Annotated in this window: 21 protein-coding genes; 14 read left to right on the top strand and 7 right to left on the bottom strand. The window is 69.6% G+C overall.

Translation table 11 applies throughout. The features are described 5' to 3' along the window. The first annotated feature begins 414 nt into the window (after positions 1-414). From IE241_RS09735 to IE241_RS09775, 9 genes are all read left to right on the top strand, one after another. Positions 415-1,515 (top strand): cytochrome P450, encoded by a 1,101-nt coding sequence (locus tag IE241_RS09735; RefSeq protein ID WP_229899027.1) that lies wholly within the window; start codon positions 415-417, stop codon positions 1,513-1,515. A 13-nt stretch (positions 1,516-1,528) separates the two neighbouring features. Continuing rightward, the gene (locus IE241_RS09740; RefSeq protein ID WP_190021273.1) at positions 1,529-1,720 is read left to right on the top strand and encodes a ferredoxin; all 192 of its coding nucleotides are present in this window, start codon (positions 1,529-1,531) and stop codon (positions 1,718-1,720) included. A gap of 149 nt (positions 1,721-1,869) precedes the next feature. Beyond that, positions 1,870-2,781: a LysR family transcriptional regulator gene (locus tag IE241_RS09745; protein WP_190021274.1), complete on the top strand. Its 912-nt coding sequence runs from the start codon at positions 1,870-1,872 to the stop codon at positions 2,779-2,781. A 183-nt stretch (positions 2,782-2,964) separates the two neighbouring features. Beyond that, positions 2,965-4,200, top strand: coding sequence for a CaiB/BaiF CoA transferase family protein (locus IE241_RS09750; RefSeq protein WP_190021275.1), 1,236 nt, complete (start codon positions 2,965-2,967; stop codon positions 4,198-4,200). Next, on the top strand, positions 4,197-5,000 hold the full coding sequence (locus tag IE241_RS09755) for a crotonase/enoyl-CoA hydratase family protein (RefSeq protein ID WP_190021276.1): 804 nt from the start codon (positions 4,197-4,199) through the stop codon (positions 4,998-5,000). The genes IE241_RS09750 and IE241_RS09755 overlap by 4 nt, the downstream gene beginning before the upstream one ends. After that, complete coding sequence (locus IE241_RS09760) at positions 4,997-5,752, top strand: acetoacetate decarboxylase (protein ID WP_190021277.1); 756 nt, start codon at positions 4,997-4,999, stop codon at positions 5,750-5,752. Before IE241_RS09755 ends, IE241_RS09760 begins: the two co-directional genes overlap by 4 nt. Next, complete coding sequence (locus IE241_RS09765) at positions 5,749-6,747, top strand: 3-hydroxyacyl-CoA dehydrogenase family protein (RefSeq protein ID WP_190021278.1); 999 nt, start codon at positions 5,749-5,751, stop codon at positions 6,745-6,747. The genes IE241_RS09760 and IE241_RS09765 overlap by 4 nt, the downstream gene beginning before the upstream one ends. Positions 6,748-6,792: 45 nt before the next feature. Next, positions 6,793-7,977, top strand: coding sequence for an acyl-CoA dehydrogenase family protein (locus IE241_RS09770; RefSeq protein WP_190021279.1), 1,185 nt, complete (start codon positions 6,793-6,795; stop codon positions 7,975-7,977). Between the two features lie 137 nt (positions 7,978-8,114). After that, the gene (locus IE241_RS09775) at positions 8,115-9,251 is read left to right on the top strand and encodes an ABC transporter substrate-binding protein (protein WP_190021280.1); all 1,137 of its coding nucleotides are present in this window, start codon (positions 8,115-8,117) and stop codon (positions 9,249-9,251) included. 127 nt (positions 9,252-9,378) lie between these two features. Here IE241_RS09775 and IE241_RS09780 read toward each other — a convergent pair whose 3' ends face one another. From IE241_RS09780 to IE241_RS09790, 3 genes are all read right to left on the bottom strand, one after another. After that, entirely contained in the window at positions 9,379-9,702 is a 324-nt protein-coding gene (locus IE241_RS09780) for a DUF6191 domain-containing protein (protein ID WP_190021281.1), read from the bottom strand. Between the two features lie 109 nt (positions 9,703-9,811). Further along, the gene (locus IE241_RS09785; protein WP_190021282.1) at positions 9,812-10,216 is read right to left on the bottom strand and encodes a hypothetical protein; all 405 of its coding nucleotides are present in this window, start codon (positions 10,214-10,216) and stop codon (positions 9,812-9,814) included. A gap of 125 nt (positions 10,217-10,341) precedes the next feature. Next, positions 10,342-10,890, bottom strand: a complete 549-nt coding sequence (locus IE241_RS09790; protein ID WP_190021283.1) for a hypothetical protein — start codon at positions 10,888-10,890, stop codon at positions 10,342-10,344. A 233-nt stretch (positions 10,891-11,123) separates the two neighbouring features. Between IE241_RS09790 and IE241_RS09795 the strand changes: the two genes are divergently transcribed. Both IE241_RS09795 and IE241_RS09800 read left to right on the top strand, forming a co-directional pair. After that, on the top strand, positions 11,124-11,936 hold the full coding sequence (locus IE241_RS09795) for an alpha/beta fold hydrolase (protein WP_190021284.1): 813 nt from the start codon (positions 11,124-11,126) through the stop codon (positions 11,934-11,936). Positions 11,937-11,954: 18 nt separating this feature from the next. After that, entirely contained in the window at positions 11,955-13,208 is a 1,254-nt protein-coding gene (locus IE241_RS09800; RefSeq protein ID WP_229899029.1) for a hypothetical protein, read from the top strand. A gap of 82 nt (positions 13,209-13,290) precedes the next feature. Here IE241_RS09800 and IE241_RS09805 read toward each other — a convergent pair whose 3' ends face one another. Both IE241_RS09805 and IE241_RS09810 read right to left on the bottom strand, forming a co-directional pair. Continuing rightward, positions 13,291-13,569: a hypothetical protein gene (locus tag IE241_RS09805; RefSeq protein WP_190021286.1), complete on the bottom strand. Its 279-nt coding sequence runs from the start codon at positions 13,567-13,569 to the stop codon at positions 13,291-13,293. Between the two features lie 210 nt (positions 13,570-13,779). Further along, the gene (locus IE241_RS09810; RefSeq protein ID WP_229899030.1) at positions 13,780-14,673 is read right to left on the bottom strand and encodes a glycoside hydrolase family 19 protein; all 894 of its coding nucleotides are present in this window, start codon (positions 14,671-14,673) and stop codon (positions 13,780-13,782) included. Positions 14,674-15,053: 380 nt separating this feature from the next. Between IE241_RS09810 and IE241_RS09815 the strand changes: the two genes are divergently transcribed. Further along, positions 15,054-15,476 carry a cysteine/serine endopeptidase inhibitor gene (locus IE241_RS09815; protein ID WP_190021288.1) on the top strand — a complete coding sequence of 141 codons (423 nt, stop codon included), beginning with the start codon at positions 15,054-15,056 and terminating at the stop codon, positions 15,474-15,476. Between the two features lie 28 nt (positions 15,477-15,504). On the opposite strand, the gene IE241_RS09820 is transcribed toward IE241_RS09815, so the two are convergent. Continuing rightward, on the bottom strand, positions 15,505-15,888 hold the full coding sequence (locus tag IE241_RS09820; RefSeq protein ID WP_190021289.1) for a hypothetical protein: 384 nt from the start codon (positions 15,886-15,888) through the stop codon (positions 15,505-15,507). Positions 15,889-16,473: 585 nt separating this feature from the next. Here IE241_RS09820 and IE241_RS09825 point away from each other — a divergent pair. Next, entirely contained in the window at positions 16,474-17,529 is a 1,056-nt protein-coding gene (locus tag IE241_RS09825) for a cytochrome P450 (RefSeq protein ID WP_190021290.1), read from the top strand. 51 nt (positions 17,530-17,580) lie between these two features. Next, positions 17,581-18,039, top strand: coding sequence for a hypothetical protein (locus IE241_RS09830; protein ID WP_190021291.1), 459 nt, complete (start codon positions 17,581-17,583; stop codon positions 18,037-18,039). Between the two features lie 17 nt (positions 18,040-18,056). Here the strand turns inward: IE241_RS09830 and IE241_RS09835 are convergent, their stop codons facing one another. Further along, on the bottom strand, positions 18,057-18,992 hold the full coding sequence (locus IE241_RS09835; protein ID WP_190021292.1) for a CAP domain-containing protein: 936 nt from the start codon (positions 18,990-18,992) through the stop codon (positions 18,057-18,059). Between the last annotated feature and the right edge of the window lie 147 nt (positions 18,993-19,139).

A 19,139-nucleotide genomic window follows, 5' to 3' on the forward strand; every position in this document is an offset into this window, starting at 1 on the left:
AATGACTCGAAGGCGCGAAGGCCCGAAGGCACGAAGGTCCGAAGGCCCGAAGGCGCGACCGGTCGCAGCGTGTGGCGGAGTGACCCCAGTTTCGTTCCCTCGGCCGCCTTCCGGCGCTGCAGCCGATCAGGTCTAGGGGAATCCCAAGCGGACGACGGGCGGGAAGGGCGAGTGAAGGGCACGGCAAGGGCGGCGGCCGAGGCGCATCACTAAGGAGAACCCTAGGGACGGCCGTGGGAGGGTTATCGGCCGTATAACTTCCCCGCACTTTCCTCTGACGAAGAGGTCTCTTCGCTCATGACGCAATCAAAAGAAGCCGAAAACCGCTTAGCCCGATCCTTTCCCACGACGCGCCCCTCAGGCTGTCCCTTCGACCCGCCCGCGCCCTTCGCCGAAGCGCGCGAGGAATGCCCGATGACCCCGCTGCGGTATCCCGACGGGCACATCGGCCGCCTGGTCACGGGGCTGCAGACCGCGCGGAGCGTGCTGGGCGACACCCGGTTCAGCTCGCTGCCGGCCGGGAAGCGCTCCCCGGTGAAGGTGCCCGGCTCCGAGCTGAGCACCGACGCCCTCCCTCCGGGCATGTTCGTCAACATGGACCCGCCGGAGCACACCCGCTACCGCCGTCTGCTGAGCAAGCACTTCACCATTCGGCGGGTGCGGGAACTCCGGCCGCGGATCCAGGAGATGACGGATCGCCTGCTGGACGAGATGGAGAGCGCGGCCGGGCCCGTCGACCTGGTGCAGGCCTTCGCCAAGCCGCTGCCCACGCTGGTGACTTCGGAGCTGCTCGGGCTGCCGGAGGCGGACCGGTCGCAGTTCGGGCATCATGTCGACGTCCTCTTCAGCCTCTCCAGCAGCGGAGAGGAGATGCAGCAGTCGATGATGGGGCTCGGCGGCATGCTGACCGCCCTCATCGCAGCCGCACGCAAGGACCCGGGCCCGGACATCCTCGGCAGGCTCACCCTTGAGACCGACCTGACCGACGAAGAACTGCTCGGCATCACGATCGTCCTGCTCATCGCGGGGCTGGAGACCACCACCAACATGCTGGCGCTGGGCACCTACGCCCTGCTGCGCCACCCCGACCAGCTGGCCGCCCTGCGCGCCGACTGGACCCTGATGGACGACGCCGTCGAAGAGCTGCTGCGCTACCTCAGCGTCGTGCAGATCGGCCCGATCCGTGTCGCCGCCGAGGACTTCGAGTTCGAGGGGCAGTCCGTCCGCAAGGGCGAGGTCGTCACGGTGTCGCTCCCCGCCGCCAACCGTGACCCGCTCGGCTTCGAGGCCCCCGACACCTTCGACATCCGTCGCGGCCCGTCCCGGCACCTCGCCTTCGGCAGCGGCCCCCACCAGTGCATGGGCCACCACCTGGCCCGCCTGGAACTCGCCATCGGCTACGAATCGCTGCTGCGCCGCTTCCCCCGCCTGGAGCTCGCCGTCCCGGCGGAGGAGATCGGTACCCGGGAGATGATGGTCACGTACGGCGTCCTCGGGCTGCCGGTGCGCTGGTGAGGAGGCGGCCGTGATGAGGATAGAGATCGACGAGGACCTGTGCTGCGGCGCGGGAACCTGCGTGCTCCTCGCCCCCGACGTGTTCGACCAGAACGACGAGGACGGCACGGTGATCCTGCTCGATGCCGCCCCGGGCGAAGAACAACGCGCAGCGGTGGAGGAGGCCGCCTCGCGGTGCCCGACGGCGGTCATCAGAATCGCATGAAGCAACCGTGTCCGGTCACGACGAAATTCCGTGACCGGACACGGTCGTCCCTGAGCCCACTGCGCGCCCGGCGTTCCGGGCTCCGGGCTCCGGGCTCCGGGCTCCGGGCTCCAGTAAGCGGTTCCGCCGTGCCCGGATAGGGTTCGGCAATGGAGATCTTCCATCTGCGCTATTTCGTGGCGGTCGCCGAGAATCTCAGTTTCTCCCGGGCCGCGCGGCAACTGCACATGGCCACCTCGCCGTTGAGTCAGCGGATACGGGACCTTGAGCGGGAACTCGACCAGCGGCTGTTCGACCGGGATTCGCACCATGTGGCGCTGACCCGCGCCGGCACGGCGCTGCTGCCGGTCGCGAAGGACGTCCTCGGCCGGTTCGACGACATTCCCTGGCAGCTGCGCCGGGCCCTGGGGCCCGAGCGGCGGGCGGCGTACGTGGGCGTGGTGCCGGCCCTGCATCCGCAGCTGCGGGGGCGGCTCGGGCAGCTCGAAGCGCGCTGCGCCGAGGAGTTCGACGTCAAGCGCTGGCCCGGGAACAGCGGGAATCTCCTGAGCGCCGTACAGCGCGGCGACCTCGCCATGGCGCTGGTGCACCTGCCCGTGCATGCCGAGGGGATCGAGGTCCTGGAGCTGCTGCACGAGCCTCTGGGCGCGCTGCTGCCGGCCGCCGCGTTCGACGGGCAGAGCTCGGTGTCATTGAGTGAACTCACCGAATACACGTATGTGACGTCCGCGCCGGGCACGCTCCCCACGTATTTCGACCAGCTCAAGGTGCGCCTGAAAGCCGCGGGAATCCACAAGGAGATCAACCTCAATATCGGGGATTACGCAAGCGTGCGCGAAATCGTCGCGAACGGTTCGGTATTCGGCATTACGCTGCTCAGCGCGGGAGAGCGCGAGGAAGAGGGACAGGCCGCGAGCGTCGTCCTGCCGTTCCGGGACTTCTCGCCCGCCCTGGCGACCGGGCTGGTCTGGCGCCGGGACCGGGCCGAGCCGGACGGTGACCTGCACGGCCTGGTACGGGAGGCGGGGGCCGTGTTCTCGGCTCCCTCCGACCCCCGCTGATCGTTCCCCGGCAACGGCGTGACCACTGCGGTCACGCCGTTTTTCGTGCATCGGTATCACTGATCACTTGGGTTCCTCCACCGCCGGGACTAGCGTTTTCCACGTGCCCCGGGAATCCCCGGGAACGCTCCCCGAAATTACATTTGTTCCCTTTCCCGTCCCGTTTTCCGTACTGGAGTGGCGATGGAATCCGCAGCAGACGCAGCAGCAGCAAACACAGAAACAGCCGCGCCGACCGGCCCGTTGGCCGACCCTTTGACCGGCCCGTTGGCCGGCGTGCGCGTCATCGACATGGCCACGGTGGTGATGGGCCCGTACGCCGCGCAGATCCTCGGCGATCTCGGCGCCGACGTCATCAAGATCGAGTCGCCCAACGACACCGTTCGGGTCGGCGCGCTGCACCGTACGCCCGGCATGACGCCCCTGAACCTCAACGTCAACCGCAACAAGCGCAGCGTGACGCTGAACCTCAAGGACGACGGTGAGCGGGCCAAGGCCCTTGAGCTGATCGGGACCGCCGACATCCTGATCACCAACATGCGCATCGACGCCCTGCGCCGCCTGGGCATGGATTACGACAGCCTCGCCGCGGCCAACCCCCGCCTCGTCCACGTCCACGCGCAAGGGTTCCGCCCGGACTCCGACCGGGCCCGCCTGGCCGCGTACGACGAGACGGTGCAGGCCGCCTCCGGGCTGCTGGACCTGGCGCAGCGCGCGGGCGACGTGGGGGCGCCCGTCGTCCTGCCGAGCATCTTCGCCGACAAGGTCGCCGCGCTGACGATCGTGTACGCGGCACTGGCGGCGCTCGTCCACCAGCGCGCGACCGGCCGCGGTCAGCACGTCGAGGTGCCCATGGTGGACACGCTGCTGGCGTTCAACCTGGTCGAGCACCTGCAGGGACGCATCTTCGAGCCGCCGATGGGCCCGACCGGCTTCCCGCTGTCCATGAACAAGGGGCACCGGGCCCGCCCGACCAAGGACGGCTTGGCGATGGTCATCCCGTACAGCCCGCAGAACTTCCGCGACCTGTTCGCCGCTGCGGGACGCCCCGACCTGGCCGAGGACGCGCGCGTCAACGGCGAGTTCATCGACTCCACGCGCGACGGTGCAGCCTTGGCCGAGCTGCTGGAGACCGTCACGCCCGAGCTGACCACGGCGCAGTGGGCGGAGGTGTGCGCCAAGCACAGCATTCCCTTCGGTCCCGTGCTGCGGCTCGACGAGGCCGCCGACGATCCGTACGTGCAGGGAGGCCGTCTGCTGGACGTCGCCGAGCACCCCAGCGAGGGCGCCTACCGTGTGGTCGGCATACCGCTGGCGTTCTCCGCCACCCCGGCCTCGGTGCGCCGGCACGCGCCGCTGCCCGGTCAGCACACCGAGGAAGTGCTCGGCGAGCTCGCCCGCGGTGAGGTGCGGCGATGAACAGCACCGCCCGCACGGACACCACCCGCACGGACGCCGTACGCACCGACACCGTCGGCAGCGTCGGCAGCGTCCTCGTCGTGACGATCGACCGGCCGCGGGCCCGCAACGCCGTCAACGCCGAGGTCGCCCGGGGCATCGCCGCCGCCGTCGACCGCCTGGAGTCCGACCCCGATCTGCGAGTGGGCGTCCTCACCGGCTCGGACGGCACCTTCTGTGCGGGCATGGACCTCAAGGCCGCCGCCCGCGGCGAGCAGGTGACCGTGCCCGGCAAGGGCTTCGCCGGGCTCACCGAGGCGCGGACGGCCAAGCCGCTGATCGCGGCCGTCGAGGGCCACGCCCTGGGCGGCGGCTTCGAACTGGCCCTGGCCTGCGACCTGGTGGTCGCCGCCGAGGGCGCCCGCTTCGCCCTGCCCGAGGTCAAGCGCGGGCTGATCGCCGGTGGCGGCGGGGTCGTACGACTCCCCAAGCGCATCCCCTACCACCTGGCGATGGAGCTGCTGCTGACCGGCCGCACGGTCACCGCCGAGCACGCCCGCGAACTCGGCGTCGTGAACCGTCTCACCCCCGACGGCCAGGCTCTGCCGGCCGCCCTGGAGCTCGCCGAGGAGATCGCGGCCAACGCGCCGCTGGCCCTGGCCGCGGTGAAGCGGACCGTCCAACGGGCGGACGGGGCACCGGAGCCGGAGGCGTTCGCCGCGCAGGCCGCCGAGATCGGCGCACTGCTGCGCTCGGCCGACTTCGCCGAAGGGGTCCGTGCCTTCGGCGAGAAGCGCGCGCCGGAATGGAGCGGGCGATGAACCGCGCACAGATCCTGCGGACCCTCGACACGCCCGCCACAGCGCCCGCGTACGCCCCCGCCGCCGTCCGCTTCACGGACCGCGAGTACCTCAGCATCGTCTACCGCACCGACCCCGAGGCGCTGCGGGCCGTGGTGCCCGAGCCGTTGCAGATCGACGTCGCCGAACCGCTGGTCCGGTTCGAGGTGATGAAGATGGGAGACGTCACGGCCTACGGCCCGTACGTCGAGGCCGGGCAGGCGATCCCGGTGCGCTGCGGGGACGAGCGCGGCGAGTATCTGCACGCGATGTACCTGGACAGCTTCGCCGCCACCGCCGCGGGCCGCGAGGTGAGCGCCTATCCGAAGGCGATGGGCACGCCCGCCCTGTACGCCGACAACGCCGCACTGGTCGGGACGCTGGACTACGGGAGCGTACGGGTGGCCACCGCCACGATGGGCTACAAGCACCACCCGCTCGACCCAGGGCTCGCCCGCGAGCAGATCGCCGTGCCCACGTACATGCTCAAGACCGTTCCGGACTACGACGGCACCCCGCGCATCTGCGAGCTCGTCCGCACGCAGATCACCGATCTCGTGGTCAAGGAGGCCTACACCGGGCCCGCGCGGCTGCAGCTGTTCGCGCACGTGCTGGCGCCGCTGGCGGACCTGCCGGTGCGCGGGATCGTCTCGGCGAGCCACATCGTCACTGATCTCACGCTGGACCGGGCCGTTCCCGTCCACGACTACCTGACCGAGGAGGAACCGTCATGACCGCCGCCCCTCCGCACCACACAGCCATCACCCATCCGTACCAGACCTCCACCGCCCCTCCGTACAAGACCGCCACCGTCGTGGGCGCCGGCACCATCGGCCTCGCGTGGGCCGCGCTGTTCGCGGCGTACGGAATCGAGGTGACGGTCACCGATCCGCGCGACGATCTGGACCAGGCCGTCGACCAGGCGCTGCCGATGCTCGCTGCCGGACTGCCCGGCACCGACGCGGCGGAGCTGCGCGGCCGCATCCGCACCACCCGCGACCTGGCCGGGGCCGTGGCCGGAGCACGGCTCGTGCAGGAGAACGGCCCGGAGAACCTGGAGTTCAAGCAGCAGCTGTTCGCCGAGATCGCCCGGCACGCCCCGGCCGACGCGCTGCTGGCCACCTCCAGCTCCGGCATCGTCGCCACCCGGATCGCGGAGCGGCTGCCGGACGAGGCCGCCGCACGGCTGCTGGTCGCGCACCCCTTCAACCCGCCGCACATCGTGCCGCTCGTGGAGATCGTGCCGGGCGAGCGCACCGCGGAGGGAACCGTCGAGGCGGCCATCGCCTTCTACGGCTCGCTGGGGAAGACGCCGGTGCGGCTGCACAAGGAGGTCCCGGGCTTCGCGGCCAACCGGCTGCAGAGCGCGGTGCTCCAGGAGGCGATCCACCTCGTCCTGACCGGCGTGGTCGACGCCGGGGAGCTCGACACGGTGATGAAGGCGTCGCTGGGCGGTCGCTATGCGGCGGTCGGCCCCTTCGAGAGCTTCCACCTCGGCGGCGGCCCCGGCGGCATCAGGCACATGATGCGGCACCTGGGCCCCGGCCTCGCCGAGGGCTGGCAGCGCCTGGGTAGCCCGGAGCTGGACGCCGATGCCGTAGCCACGGTCGTCGGCCAGACGGAGGCCGCGTACGGGAGCGGACCCGAGGCATACCGGCGACGCGCCCTGCTCCGCGACCGCAAACAGCTCGCGCTGAACGCAGCGCTGCGCCAGGCCGATCACCGCTGACCCTGACCGCTGACCACTGACCACTGACCGCAAGAGGAGGCCCCCATGCCCAAGCCCGCCAACCCCACCCCTGATTTCTTCGGCTACGCCGACCTGCTCAGCAACGCCGAGCGGGCCGAGCTCGCCACTGTCCGCGACTACCTGGAAAGCGAGATCAAGCCGCTGTTCGACGCCGCCTGGGAGCGGGCGGAATTCCCCTTCCCGGCGGTCGAGAAGATAGCCAAGCTCCGACTGGCCGGATACGCCTACCCCGAATTCGGCGACGGCCGCCACCGCGGCGAACTGTTCTCCGGCTTCCTGAACCTGGAGCTCAACCGCATCGACCCGTCGCTGGGGGTGTTCTCCGGAGTCCACACCGGCCTGGCGATGGGCAGTATTCACGGCGGCGGAAGCCGGGAACAGCGCGAGCGCTGGCTGCCGGACATGGCCGCGATGCGGAAGATCGGCGCCTTCGCCCTGACCGAGCCCGAGGGCGGCTCCGACGTCGCGGGCGGCATGCGCACCACTGCCCGGCGCGAGGGCGACACGTGGGTCCTCAACGGCGCCAAGCGGTGGATCGGCAACGGCACCTTCGCCGATCTCGTCGTGGTCTGGGCGCGCGACACGGCCGACGGCAACGTCAAGGGCTTCGTGGTGGAGAAGGGCACCCCCGGTTTCACCGCCACCAAGATCGAAGGCAAGATCGCGCTCCGGACCGTGCAGAACGCCGACATCACCCTCGACGAGGTGCGGGTCCCCGAGGCCGACCGTCTGCAGCGGGTCGGCAGCTTCCGCGACACCGCCGCCGTCCTGGCTCGCACCCGGGGCGGAGTGGCCTGGCAGGCGCTGGCCGTCGCGGTACGCGCCTACGAGCTCGCGCGAGCGTACGCGGTCGACCGTGAGCAGTTCGGCAGGCCCATCGGCTCCTTCCAGCTGGTCCAGGACCTGCTGGTGAAGATGCTCGGCAACATCACCGCCATGTTCGGCATGGTCGTCCGCCTCGGCCAGCTCTCCGCGGCCGGCCGGGACAGCGCCGAGCAGGCGGCCCTGGCCAAGGCGTTCACCACCAGCCGGATGCGCGAGTGCGTGGCCTGGGCCCGCGAGCTCTTCGGCGGCAACGGCATCGTTCTCGGCTACGAGATCGCCAGGTTCTTCGCCGACGCCGAGGCCGTGTACTCCTTCGAGGGCACCCGGGAGATGAACACCCTCATCGTCGGCAAGACCATCACCGGCTACAGCGCCTTCGCGTAGCCGCCGGACCGGGTGCCCGCGGCACACGGAGTACTTGAATATTCAAACGAACCCCTCTAGGGTGCACGCAGGGAAGTTCTTGAAGTTTCAAGTGATCTTTCAGGGGCTTCCGTGTCCCCCCTCAAGAAGGAGTCGTTGTGAAGTCCACCCGGAAGGCCTGGGCCACAGCCGTCGCCCTCGGTGTACTCGCCGCAAGCGGAGCCACCGCCGCTGCCGCCGCCCCCTCCGCCCGCCCCGCGTCGCAGGGTGCGAGTGAGGACGAGCAGCTGCAGAAGCTCTACAAGGAGGCCGTCGCCGAAGGCGGGCGGCTGGTCGTCTACGCCGGCGGCGACAAGCCGGGCCAGGCCGACTACCTCAAGAACGCCTTCGTCAAGCAGTTCCCCAGGATGAAGGTCGACACCGTCGTCGACTTCAGCAAGAACCACGACGCGCGCCTCGACAACCAGATAGCCGAGCACAAGGTCGTCGCCGACGTCGTCCACCTGCAGACCCTCGACGACTTCCCGCGCTGGAAGAAGGAAGGGGCGCTCGAGCAGTACAAGCCGGTCGGCTGGAACAAGGTCTACGACAAGATCAAGGACAAGGACGGCTACTACACCGGCCTGTTCTTCATCGGCTTCGCCAACGTCACCGCCACCACGCTCGGCGACAACGCCCCCGTCGAGGCCCAGGACTTCCTCAAGCCCGAATACAAGGACAAGCTCGTCTTCACCTACCCCAACGACGACGACGCCGTCCTCTACTACTTCAAGCAGCTGACCGACAAGTACGGCTTCGACTACCTGCAGAAGCTGCGCGCCCAGAACCCCAAGTTCGTCCGCGGCACCGCCGACGCCTCCGCCCAGGTCGGCAAGGACGGCTACGTGGCGAACTTCGGCAGCTCGGGCAGCTCCAGCGGCCTGTCGAAGACGAGCATCCCCGAGAAGTCGCCCTGGGTCGCCTGGCCTCAGACCGGCGCCATCCTCAAGGACGCCCCGCACAAGGCCGCCGCCAAGCTGTACCTGAGCTGGGTCCTGTCGAAGCAGTACCAGCAGACCTCGTACGGCTGGAGCGCCCGCACCGACGTCGCCGCCCCGGCCGGCCGCAAGGGCATCTTCGACTACGACAACATGAACCCGCTCGGCCTCGGCAAGTTCATGAGCGACCGCGCCGCCCTCGACCGCTACAAGGCCCGCATCAGCCTCTACGTCGGCGACGTCAAGGGCGCCGACCCGGCCGACCCCGAGAGCAAGCTCGGCCTGTACCCCGTCGACCAGAACGGCACGCAGGGCTAGCAGCACAGTCCGTTCCTCCGCCCCGCTGTGCAGGGGCGGAGGAACGGGGCCGGAGTACTTCCCGGCCTTCGTCGGCATAGCGGCAGCCCTCATCGGCCACCGCCGAGTCACCTCGTGAAGCCGGCGGCTACCCGCGTCGCCGAATCACAGCCGTCCCCGCTTCCAGGTCGATGCCCGTGCGTGGCGGCGCGCCACCGTGCACGTCGTCCCTCAGCACCAGCTCCTCCTGCCGCTGCTCGATCTGCACACGCTTGTTGGCATTCATGAACGCGTGCAGCTCCTCGGTCACCGTGGCCCCCAGGCCGACACCGCTGCGCGGCGAGCGCGCGGCCAGCCGACGGCACAGCCAGGCCGGACGCCCCGATCGCAGGACCACGTACCGGACCGAGGCGAACAGGAACGGCACGATCACCAGCACAGTCATGAACAGTAGGCCCGCCATCATCACCATGACCGGCCAACGCCCCGGGCCCGCACAACAGTTCCCTACTGACGCTCCGGGCCGGTAGGACGGTCACACACGCCGATGGCGGGCGCCGGGGTCGGCGCTCTCGGCCTGCTCAGTATCCGGGGACCGAGCCCGGCTCCGGGAGGCTTCCCTTCGGCAGACTGTCCCTCGCCCCCGCGGTCAGGGCGCTGCCGATGGACTGTCCCGCCGATCCCGCCGTCTGTCCGATGAAACTCTGGATGCCGGAGGTCGTCTGTCTCAGGACGCCGCCGCCGGCCCGGCCGACCGCGGGCAGGGTCCTCCCGAGCTCGCCGCCCCCGGCCGCCCGGCCCAGTTCCGCGGTCGTTTTCTGCAGGGCGTTGTCCGCCATCGCGGTCACCGTTCCCGGGTCGATGCCCGTGCCGACCAGGTCGACGCCCGGCACCCCGGCCGCGGCATGGGCAACGGCGCCCGGGCCGGTGACGCCTACGCCCAGTGCGGCTGCGGTCAGGGCAGTGGCCGCGAGGACTCGTCGCATCGAGACTCCTTCAGTCGATTCCGGCAAGAGAGGCCTTTGCCGCAAGAACGATCCGGAGGAGCTCCCGGACACGTCACCTGTTCGCCACACCCGCCAATAGGGTCGCGAGCATCAGCGCGACCCGCCTACAGGATCGTCAACGTCGTCACCCCGGTCGCGCCGGTGACGCCGGTCGTCAGGCACTGCAGCGCGCCGGGCTGAGGCACTGGAATGATCTGGAGCAGTCTCCTGCCCTGGAAGCGGCCGCGGGTGACAGTGCCGGTGACAGGCGTGACCACCTGGCCGGCCACGGCCGTACTGTTGCCGCTGATGTCGGCGGTGCTGGCGTCACCGGTGTTCCAGACATAGGTCCGGCGGGCCCGAAACCCTTCGAGGAGATTGGTGCAGCCGGTGTGGAGCGTGAACTCCTCGTGGTAGCCGCCGCTGCGCACCTCCGTCTGACTCCCGACGCAGGAGGTGAAGCGTCCGTCGACCGTGACGCGGATGTGCCGCGGCTGGAGTACGACCGCCGGCTGGTAGCTGACGGACTCCGTTCCCTGGCACTGCAGCAGCCCGGAATCCCGGGGGTGGGCGGATGCCGGGACGGCCGGCGTGGCCGCGCCGAGCACCACGGCGGCCACCAGGGCGACCGCGCCCAGTCGCTTCTCGACCGCCTTGACGGAGGATCTCTTCACGAAGGATCTCTTCACAGCCAGGACCATGAGGCACACCATGCCCCGCTCGCACGGTCCGCAGACGGGCACATCGGAGCGCCGGCGGATGCCGGGAGCCCGGGGAACCGCGCACGCCCCGTGCGCACGCCCGCCTCTACCCGCGCGCCTGCCCCTACCCGCACGGGCTCTCCCGCGCGTAGCCTCGTGCCGCCTGGTCCCCTGGGGGCCCCTGCAACGGAGCGAGCTGGAGAGAGATGGACCCGCTGGAGAGCGGCACGCTGGCCGTGCCGGGCGCGCGGCTGTACTTCGAGGTGCGCGGCTCCGGGCCGCTGTTGCTGCTGATCCCGGGTGGCGCCTCCGATGCCGAGGTCTTCCGGGACCTGGCCGACGAGCTCGCGGCCCGCCACCGCGTCGTCACCTACGACCCGCGCGGAATTTCCCGTAGCCGCCTCGACGGGCCGCCGCCCGAACCGTGGCTCCTCACCCAGACCGACGACGCCGCCCGGCTGCTCGACCACCTCGCCCCGAACGGTGAGCCTGTGAGGGTGTTCGGCAGTTGCGCCGGCGGGCTCACCGCCCTGGAGCTCATGGTCCGCGATCCGCAGCGGATCCGGCTCGCCGTCGTCCACGAGCCCCCCGCCATAGAGCTTTTGCCGGACGCGGCACGGCACGCCGCCTTCTTCGACGAGGTGTACGCGACGTTCCGCCGGGACGGCGCCGCGGCGGCGCTGGACAGGCTCCGGGCCCTTTTCGGCGGAAGGCCCGCTCCGCAGCTGCCCGAAGCGACCGACAACAGCGCGTTCTTCCTCTCACACGTGATGCTGCCCTCCTCCCGCTGCGTTCCCGACGTCGCCGCGCTGGCGGCGGTGGCGGACCGCATCGTCGTGGCCGGCGGCCGGGAATCCCGTACCTACGACGTCCACCAGCCGGCGGCCGTCCTCGCGCAGCTGCTCGGCCGGGGGCTGGTGGAGTTCCCCGGAGGGCACGCCGGCTACGCGAAACACACCGCCCCCTTCGCGAGGCAACTGACCGGAATCCTGGCCGCCGCACGGACCGTGGCCTGCTGACGCGCCATGCGCATCCTGATGGGAGCCCAGAATTGCGGCTTCGGCCCGGCCTCCGTGCTCGTCGCCGTCTCCCGGCTGCGCTCCGGGCATGAGCGGGTGTTCGTCGGGGACAGCGTCGCGGCGGCGTTCGCCCGCCGCAACGCCACCGCCTTCGACGCCGTCCACGAGCTCACCGAGCCGCACGGGAGCGGATCCGCGCTCCTCGATCGTCTCCTGGCCGACAGCGACCACGTCCTCTCCGTCATGGACGCCGATCTTGTCCTGCGTGCGGTCGTGGCGCGCCGGCCGGTGGTCCTGGTGGACTGCCTGTTCGGCTTCTGGCAGCACCGCACTCCCCTGACACGGATCCACGAGCTGTGCGCGACCGTTCCCCGCACGTCCTTCGCGGCGGCCCGCCGCCACCTCTCCCGTCTCTCGCCGCACGAACACGTGCTCGCCGCCCACCTGCTGGCCGACCACAGCGTGATCCAGAACTTCCCCGGTGTCTCCCGGCGCATGGCCGCGTTCACCGACGCCGACGCACACCGCTCGATGCTGCTCACCGGCCCGCTGGTCGACCTGGAGGGCCTGAACGAAGCGGCAGCGGGTGAACCGGTGCCCGACGGACCGGGACCGGACTACGACCTGCTGATCAACACCGGCGGCTTCAAGAACTTCCTCCTGGACTTCGACGCCAACAACGCCTACCTCCGGCTCATCGACCGCTGGCTCCCGGACCTGCTCACCGACTGGCCCCGCTTCACCCGCGTCCTGGTCTGCGGCGGCCCGTACACCGGTCCCCGCGCCGACAGCCACCGGTCCCCCGGACGACACATCGACCGCCGCTTCCTCCCACAGCGCGAACTGCTCCGGCAGGTCGCGAAAACACCGTACTCCCTGCTTGCGCCCGGTCTGTCAGCGCTCAACGAGAGCACGCTCCTCGGACAGCTGCCTCTGGCGCTCCACGAACAGCACTACGCGCACACGTTCACCATCCGGAATCTCGCGGACACCCTCTTCGGACGTCTGGCGGGCCGCTTCACGGACGTCCTGCCCGGCCACGCGCTGCCGGAGGAGGACTACTCCGGCACCGAGGCCCTCGTGGCCGTCGCGGGCCGGATCCTGGAGGACGACAACCTCTACGCGCGGTTCCGCAGCACCTTCGACGAACGCATCGAGCAGTACCTCTCCCTCACACCGGAACAGCGGTGCGCGGGAGTGGCGGAACTGCGCCACCTTCTCGACGGGCCTCCCGCCCCCTCAGTGATCGCCTCCATCCTGACGACCTCATGATGGCCGATCAGCTTGGCGCTGCCGGCGGCTCACCGTCGTCTGAAATACGACAATGGCCCCTCCCGGGAGGGGACATTGCGGACTACTTGGCGCGCATCTTCCGGCCCTTTGGCGGCTCGCATTCCTTCGCGGCTGCGATGAAGGGCTCGAGCGCATCATGAAGCTTATTCAGCGAGTCGGGCCCGAGCTCGATCTGGTAATACTGGACGGACGGGATCAACCTGGTTTCAAATTCGCTACCGCCGTCCTCATCATTCTTTCCGGCCCCAACCCGCACTTCCATGCCCGGGACCGCGAACGTGTGCAGATGGACGTCCCCGGTCACGGTCGGGTCGAGGTCGTCGTATGCTTCAACCTTCACCCACGTCTCCTGGGTGATGGACTGGTCTCCTACCGTCAATGTTCTGCCTCCCTTCCGCACACCCGGCTCGCCTCGCCGCGATTCGTCTACCTCAATAAATCTGGTGCCCATCAGCGCCCCTTCTCAAGAAGGACCAAATCCTAGCCGCTGCTGGGTAGTTGCACTCAATCGGGAAGACGTCACCCTGCCGCAGCCGCATTCCCCCGGGGCTCAGCAGTAGAGGTTGCCGCCCGGAGCCACACCGAGCACCTGGGCGAATCGCTGGTAGCTGTTCACCCGGCTCTGCACCTGGGCGGGGTTGCGGCCGTCGCACTCCACGGCGCCGTTGATGCTGCGGATGGTCTGCCCGAATCCACGGCTGTTGACCATCGCGTCGTGCGGCGTCATGGTGCCGGGGCCGCGCTGGGTGTTCCAGTACCACAGGGCGGTTTTCCAGGAGACGGCCGCGTCGGTCTGGACGAGCGACGGGTTGTTCAGCAGGTTGATTCCGAGGGCGTCGCCCGCCGCCTTGTAGTTGAAGTTCCAGCTGAGCTGGAGCGGACCACGGCCGTAATAGGCGGCCTGACCGGCCGGGCAGCCGTAGGGCTGGTTCCTGTCGCAGTAGTGGGGATAGTTGGCCGTGTTCTGCTCCACGATGTGGACCAGGCCACCGGTCTCGTGGTCGACGTTGGCCAGGAAGGCCGCGGCCTCCTGTCGCTTGACCTGGTCACTGCCGGTGCCGGCGAATCCCGGGTACGCGGCCAGCGCCGCGATCAGCCCGTTGTACGTGTAGAAGGGGTTCCGGCCCGGGAACATCTGCTGGAACTGGGCCTCCGTCACGGGGAACTTTCCGGTCCCCGGGTTCCCGCCTCCCTGACAGGCATACGGGTCCCAGTACCAGGTGCTGATGAGCGGGTCGTAGCCGGGATTGTCGTGCTCGGCTATGTAGTACTTGCCGTCCGTGTACCGGACGACCGCGCCCGCCTGATACCAGCTTCCGGCCGTCCAGTTGGGCGCGTTGTCGCACGGGCCGGCGGCACTCGCCGTGCCGGACGGCACGAGGACGGCCGCACCGATCAGAGCCAGTACGGCCAGCAGCAAGGTGACGAAGCGGTTTCTTCTCACGGCGGCTCCTGTGGGGTCGGATCGCTGAGGTGACACTCGCTTACTCAAAGCGCGACGGGTCCGGTGGAAGGCGCTGAGGCCGTCGCCTTGCGCAGTGAATAACTCTTCAACTTCATTGTCAACGACATGCATCATAGGCAGCCAAACCAGGTGCGCTTGGCAACCGGTTCCGGACAACTGTCGCTGCAGGGACTTGCGTCGGCGTCGTCCCGCATGGCACTCATGGACCGAAAGCCGGACGCGTGCCGAAGAAATGCCGCTGTCCTTCGACTTCCTGACCGGCGAGCCGTGACGGCTCCGTGATGCCGGTTTCCGGGGCGCTCGCTCCACGGGGCCGTGGAGTACACCCGCCCGCCATTACCCCTGATCGAGGAGAGACCATGCGTGGAAGCAGAGCTGCACGCTCCGCAGCCGTCGTCCTGGCCGCCGCGGCCACCGGAATTGCCGTCGCCGCGGGACCGGCGGCCGCCGACGTTCCGATCGGCCAGCCGATGAACGGAAAGATGACCTACTACACCGACAAGGGATACGGCGCCTGCGGGACGGCCATCGACGCGAACTCCCAGGACCTGGTCGCGGTCTCACCCTCGTGGTGGACCTCCGCCAATCCCAACAACGACCCTCTCTGCAAGGGCATATCGGTCGAGGTCAGCTACAACGGCAAGACCATCAGGGTGCCGGTCAGGGACAAGTGCCTCTCCTGCGACCGCACCCACATCGACCTCGGCCGGCCGGCCTTCCAGAAGCTGGCACCGCTCGACCGGGGCGTGGTCAACGGCATCACCTGGAAGTTCGTGCGCTGAGGCAAGTACCGGCGTCTTCGAAGGCCGCTCAGCGGACGGGCTTGTAAGAGAAGTACGGCTGGGTCGGGTCGTTCCAGGAACGGCCTGATGCGACCAGTGCTGTCGCGCTGTCCCGGCAGTTCGCCCTGGGCCAGAGGAGGACCACGCGGTTGGTGCGGTTGGTTCCCCTGATCGCACTTGCCGCCGAGTTGTAGCAGACGTCGATCTCCGGGTCCAGCTCGACAGTCCGGTTCCCCGAGCGGTCGAACCACTCGAAGTAACACTGCCCGGTGCCCGGCGAGTCACAGGCCGGCTCCAGGGCTTGTGCCCGGGCGCGGGGTTCCGCGCTCACAGCGCCCGGAGCCGTACCGGCCGCGGCAAGGATGAGCGCGCAGCCGGCCGCGAGGTTCAGGGCCGTTCTCCGGTACCGCATGGCCACTCCTCGTTGAGCAGGAACTACCGGCCCGACGCGGGCCTACCGCCATGCTCAGCCCGTACCGCACGTCCGTCGATCACTCACACGGGTACTACCGCGCCATGCGGCGCGCGCAATGGGTGCTGGCAGCAGTGGCGACTCCAGCACCGTACTCGGCCTGAGCCTGCCGCGACCGTGAGCCGCCTACCTCACGGCACCGGGCTACCGTGCCCGCGTGCCAGGCGCAACCACAGTCGGCGCAGTCACCTGATCGGGTGACCTCGTTTCCCCCTGCGGGTAGAGGCGAGTGCCCCGGGCAGCCTCTGCGGGAGGCTGCCCGGACGGGAGGAGTCGCTGTCGTGACGCCAGGACCTACCCGGGCCGGTTGGACCGATGCCGTGCGGTTGTTCGTCATCGGCGCGCTCCCGTTCCTCATCCAGGGGGCCTGCCTCCGCCGCCCCCTCGGGGTCAGGCTGATCACTGCCTTGGACACCCACGCCTGGGGTTGCCGGCTCCTGGACGACCTGCGCGAGCGTCATGGCCCGGGACCGGTGCTCGTCACCGCTTTCGGCCGAACAGGGCTCGTCCTCCTCTCGGCCGACGATGTCCGCCGCGTGCTGGAGGAGAGCCGGTACGTCATTCACGACGGCCAACCGCGAGAAGACGGCCGCGCTGTCACACTTCGAGCCCGATACCCTGCTGATCACTCCGGGCGCACTCAAGAAGGAGCGGCGCAGCTTCAACGAGGCAGCCATCGACCACTGCGCGGCCGGGTCGTGGTTCCACGAAGCCGGCCGGGCAGCCGTCGAGGAAGAAATACGGCCACTGCTCGACGGGAACGCGCTCACCTGGGAACGGTTCTACGCCGCCTACCAGCGCATCGTGCGCCGGATCGTCTTCGGTGACGCCGCCCGTGACGACGAGCGCATCACCGAGCTGCGGGACAAGCTGCGCAGCGACGGCAACTGGTTCATGCTGCACCGCAAGCGTCACCGGCTGCGTACGGAGCTGTTCGTCCGCTGCCGGCGCTACATCGATCTGCCCGAGCCGGGCGGCCTGGCCCGTGCGGTGCGCGCCATCCCCGCCACGGCCGAGATCAAGCCCGTGGCCCAGATGCAGCACTGGTTCTTCGCCTTCGACGCCGCCCCCATTTCCGACTACCTCACGCTCGGCCTCCTCGCCTGCCGTCCCGAGCAGTCGGCCAGGGCCCGCACGGACCCTGCGTACCTCCGGGCCTGTGTCCTGGAGGCCCAGCGGCTGTGGCCCACGACCCTGGTCCTCGCGCGCGACACCACTGCCGAGACGCAGTGGCCGGGCGGCTGGACCCTTCCGGCGGGCGCGGCGGTGATCTCCTGCAGCCCGTTCTTCCACCGTGACGCCCGGCGCTTCCCTTACGCCGACCGGTTCGAACCCGAGGTGTGGCTCGACGGGCGGGCCGAGGCGGAGTGGTCGATCGCACCCTTCAGCCACGGCCCCGCCAAGTGCCTCGGCAAGGAGACCGTGCTCTCCACCAGTGCCACGCTCCTCACCGGACTGCTCGGCAACGGCTGGCGCATCACTTCGTCGCACCGTCTCGGCGCCGACCGTCCGCTCCCGCGCACCGCCGATCACACGTCGCTGCGGTTCGCGGCCGGAAAGCGCGCCGTCGAGAACCGCTGACGTCGCGACGCTTCCGCGGGCGGAGCGGACGGCCCGGTAGGCTCGCCCGCTATGGATCAGCAGCACATGTACCCGGCACCAGCGTACCCAGCACCACCGGCCGACGCACCACCCGCGGTCGCCCCCGCAGCCACGGGCGAAAAGGCTGGTCTGCGCCGGCCTCGACGTCGTATACCCAAGCCGCAGCTCGACAGGGTCCTCGACGACAAGGGCCTGCTGGTCGGCATCCTGCTGCTGCCCTTGCTGGCGGCCGTCGCCTTCGTCGCCCAGTTCCTGGAGCTGCTCTACTACCTCTGCCTGCTGGTCTACGGAATCGTCATGAGCCCCTTCTGGTCGGTCCGCGCGCTGTGGCGGGCCTTCGGGCCGGCCGGGACACCGGAGGAACTGGACCGCCGGGCGGAAGCACGAAAGACGGTGAAGACGACCGCCGGCTGCCTGGCCTGGATCGTGGGCCTCGTCCTCGTGGTACTCGGCGCGATGGTGGCGATCGGGCTGAACATGGACAGGTAAGACCCGGAAGCGGCGCGTCAGCCGACGAAGTCCTGCGCCCACCAGTAGGTGCCGTTCGCGTCGATCGTCACGCCGACGCCGGTGTACTTGTGCCGGTCGTCCAGGATGTTCCGCTCGTGCAGCGGCTCCTTGATCCAGGCGTCGACCACCGACCGGGCGTCCTTCCAGAAGCCTCGGGCGCCTGCGGCGTTCTCGGCGACCTCGCTGAACGGGCGCGAGTAGCCGTACTTGCGGAGCGAGTCCATCGTGCCGATGTAGTGGCCCTGCTGCTGGCGCCGGGCCTGCTCGTCGGCCTCGTCCTGGGCGGCGTGCTCGACGACGGGGTCGTACTCCAGGCGCGCCTTGCCGTGCTGCGCGCGGTAGTCGTTGACGAGGTCGAAGACCTGGCGCTGCAGCGACTTGGAGTCAGGCGCCGGATTCGGGTTCCCGTCGCCGCCGCCGGAGAACTTCCAGACCTGGGACGCGGTGTAGTTGCAGCGGTAGATCTGGACGGGGGTGCCGTCGTTGGTGTTGCCGCCGCGCACGTCCAGGCACTTGTCGGACTGCGGGTTGACGAGGACGTCCCCCTGGTAACGCACCCACTTCTGGGCACCCGTGCCGTTGCAGTCCCACAGCTGGACGGGTGTCTCGTCGGCGGTGCCGCTGGACGCGACGTCCAGGCACTTGCCGAACGCGGTCATCGTGGCGCCGATCTCGCCGGGCTGCTCGGTGTACGTCCACCGCTGGGACTCCGTGCCGTTGCAGCTGTACAGCTGGACCGGGGTGCCGTTGTCACGGACGCCGCCGCGGACGTCCAGGCACTTGCCGCCGAGCCCGGCGAGCGGACCGGCCTGCGCGGCCGCCTGCGCCGACACCGGCAGGGCGGTGACGCCGAGCGCGGCCAGGGCGAGGGTGCCCCATATGTGGGACGTCTTGAGCGACTTGGTGGGCGACTTCTTGGTCGACGTCTGCATGGGTCCCGTTTCCTCGTTCCTCGAGTGCACCCGGGACGCGGTGCGTCCGGGTGTGTGACTCGAGGAGGCTAGGAACCGGCGATCAACAAACGATCGACGCCCGTTTGACGGGCTGTTGAACCGATCAGAGTGGAATGTTCCAGCCGG

Source organism: Streptomyces hiroshimensis, assembly GCF_014650335.1.
Taxonomy (GTDB): Bacteria; Actinomycetota; Actinomycetes; order Streptomycetales; family Streptomycetaceae; genus Streptomyces; species Streptomyces hiroshimensis.